The organism is Bacillus sp. RC252, from assembly GCF_044909215.1.
GTDB classification, from domain to species: Bacteria; Bacillota; Bacilli; order Bacillales; family Bacillaceae_G; genus Bacillus_A; species Bacillus_A mycoides.
In genome coordinates this window covers 1-3,288 of the sequence record NZ_JBIYDV010000048.1, presented here as the reverse complement: position 1 = coordinate 3,288, position 3,288 = coordinate 1, and the positions used below count along the sequence as shown (strand labels likewise).

Genomic DNA, 3,288 nt, shown 5'->3' with positions numbered 1-3,288 from the left:
TTAAAAAAGATGACTCCTGTTGGATACAGAAATCATCTTCTTGATGTTGCCTAACTTTTTTCAAAATGTCCTTTACAAAGGGTACAGATTACTATATAAGGATGCTCTTTTTCTCATCATGATTGCACATAAACAACATTTGATTGGATGCATTCAAATACTAACGATCAAACAATATATTCATTATAGGGGGAGCGCCACATCACTATCAGAATAAGAAATCATGATAAATAAAAAACTAGAGTTAGCTTCTTATAGGAAATTATTTGATTTAATCTGACTATATTTCAATAGAAAATTTGGTATAATTTAGGTAAAACTATATTTCTATCAAAGGAGATTAATAATGAATGGTTTAAAGAAAGTATTTTCTTTAATTTTTAATAGTAAAAAGAAAGAAATTAAGAATAACGATCATAAAGAAGTAGCCTCAAAAGTAATGAATTATTTCATTGAACTAGAACATTTTAATTTTATGAATTGTGATAAAGAATCATTAAGCCTTATTAATTTTAAAAATTATTTTCATAGAGAACCTAACCTTGAGTACTTTGATTTTATAAGGCCCAATGGTTCACCTCAAAATTATATGCAAATGTTTCTACAAAAAAAGGGAGAAAGTGCAAAAGGTAAGTATTTAATGGATGCAAAAGCATCGTTATTCTATTTACCTGTTGCAAAAGAAGAAGTGCTAAGATACTTTTCTAATGAATTTGACAAGAAAATAAGCTTTACTGATTTTCAAGGATTCCCTAATAGTTTTCTTATTCATATTCAATTAGATCATATGCTAAAGCCAATAAAGGATACAACATTAGAATCCAGTGTGGTAGTTAGTCCTATAATTAAGTATTTTCTTCGCCCTGGAAAAAGTTTAAAAGATTTAGAGATGGATTTAATAAGTGCAATAACATCAGTAATTGAAAGTGAAAATTATAGTAAAATCAGTAATGATTTAGAATTTACTGAGTCTGAAGAACACGTAGAATTGGCTAAGAGTATAAAGTTTATACATGTTAGATATAAAAACTGGTTAGAACTTTCTCGAAACATTCAAAGCACATTGAAATCATACATAAAACATAGCCACTTCGATAAAGAAGGAGTTTTTCGATTTTCTAGTGATAAGGATTATGAGAAGAATATTCGACTTACATACAAAGAGTATGTTGGAGTAAATAGTTTCTATATTGAAGATTTGGAGAAAGTAAAGCATAACATTAAGTATGAAAAGATAGGTAAAGCATTAAAAACATATTTAGCCTTAGATAACTGGGAAACATTAAAAAATTCAGGAGAAAGAGTAGACTTTTTTAATAATGAGAGTATTAGCGAGATAAAAAGAATTTTACGAAATATCCCAATTACGAGATGGCCTTCAGGTTTTCCGCTAGGACTAATGCAGCAGGTAGCTTTAAATCTTATTATTGCAAATTCAAAGGAAAAAGAGGGTTTTATTTTTTCTGTAAACGGTCCTCCCGGTACTGGTAAAACTACATTGTTAAAAGATGTATTTGCAAATATTATTTTTGAAAAAGTAAAGTTTTTAAAGGAAACACAGGATTTATTTACAAAAATACAATTTTCTGAGGGACAAGAGGATTATTATTATTCTTTTCATTCAAAACTTAAAGAATATCGTATTTTAGTTACATCAAATAATAATGCTGCTGTTGAAAATATAAGTATGGATTTGCCTAAAGATGAGGATTTATTGAAAAATAATTACAAGTTTTTAGGATTTAGCAAGGATGAAAGTTGCTGGGGTAAAATATCAGCCGCAATGGGGAAATCAGCAAATATAAAACAATATTTTCAAAATATTTCAGATGAGCTTAATGATCTGTGTAATGTACATGAAAATGCTGAGTATTCCTTTGATAGTTTAGAAAAACAGATATCAAGTATGATTAAAACCGCACAAGTAATCGATGACTTTGATGATATAGATGATGAAAAATGGCAATCATCAAAAAAACAATTTGTTAATATTGATGGTGATAATGAAGAATATCGTATAAATTGTGTTCGGAGTAGGCTATTCAAAACAATGATGGATGAGTATTGTACTTTCTTAATTAAAAACCAGGACAAAATAGAAAAAAATTTAACTTTAGCAAAGGCCTATTTTTTAGGAGGGAAAGAAAAAGTAAATCTTGATTCTCAAATTAATGAAAGGCAAAGGGAAGACTTCATCCAAGCGATGTTTGATACCATATTCCTACTTACACCTATAATTTCTTCAACATTTGCTTCTGTTTCAAGATTTTTAAGGGATTTGAAAACGGAAGATATTGGTTGGTTGTTTATTGATGAGGCAGGTCAAGCTACACCACAATCTGCAATTGGAGCCATTTGGCGTTCTAAAAATGTTGTGGTGGTAGGTGATCCATTACAAATACCTCCGGTTGTAACGTTGACTGATGATCAGCTCAAATTAATAGCAAATGAAAGTGCTGGAATTACGAGTGAAAGCTCATTTTTCTATCATTTAACTAGAAGTGAAGTAAGTGTACAAGAATTTGCTGATCTTAATAACAAATTTGGCGGAACAATGAGTGATTCCAAAAATAACACAAAGTGGTTGGGGTCACCGCTTCGTGTTCATAGACGTTGTGAGAGCCCTATGTTTGAGATATGTAATAAAACAACATATCAAGACAAAATGTTACACGCGACTAAGACCAAAAATATGGTACAGGACCCAATGTACATGAGTCAATGGTTGAATATAGAAGGAAGAACTACTGGCTCAGGAAATCACTTTATTCCTGATCAAGGAAAAAAAGCAATTGAGATTGCCAATAAGTTTACGCAAGATAATCCAGGGGAAGATTGCTACATTATTTCACCTTTTGTAAGTGTTGTTCAAAAGTTAAAACAGTTAAACAAAAATTCAGTAGAAAACAAAAAAATAGAGATCGGAACGGTTCATACTTTCCAAGGAAAAGAAGCTCCATTAGTTATTTTAGTTTTGGGAGTAGATGATCAGCGAACAGGACCGTTAGATTGGGCATCCAGTACTCCAAATCTATTAAACGTTGCAGCAAGCAGAGCAAAAAAATATTTTGTTGTAATTGGTAATTCAGATACTTGGGGAAAAAAGGAATATTTTGATACAGCTTTTAAATATTTATCGATAGAAACTGTAAAGATAGAATAAGGGCGTTATCTAATTTTATTTTTAACATAGTAGGGGTACCGCCACATCGCTATCAAGCTAACAAAATAAAATCCCCCCTAAAATGAAAAAATACGCTATTCTTTCTGTAGAATCATAGGAAAGGA

The 3,288-nt window shown here is 30.5% G+C and carries 1 protein-coding gene; it reads left to right on the top strand.

What is annotated here, in order from left to right; genetic code table 11:
* Nucleotides 1–346: 346 nt before the first annotated feature.
* Nucleotides 347–3,163: an AAA domain-containing protein gene (locus ABH960_RS29450; protein WP_404449971.1), complete on the top strand. Its 2,817-nt coding sequence runs from the start codon at nt 347–349 to the stop codon at nt 3,161–3,163.
* Nucleotides 3,164–3,288 lie beyond the last annotated feature (125 nt).

What these genes read in the sequence shown, in the direction of transcription:
- ABH960_RS29450 (WP_404449971.1), top strand. Translation starts at nt 347, where the DNA reads ATGAATGGTTTAAAGAAAGTATTTTCTTTAATTTTTAATAGTAAAAAG.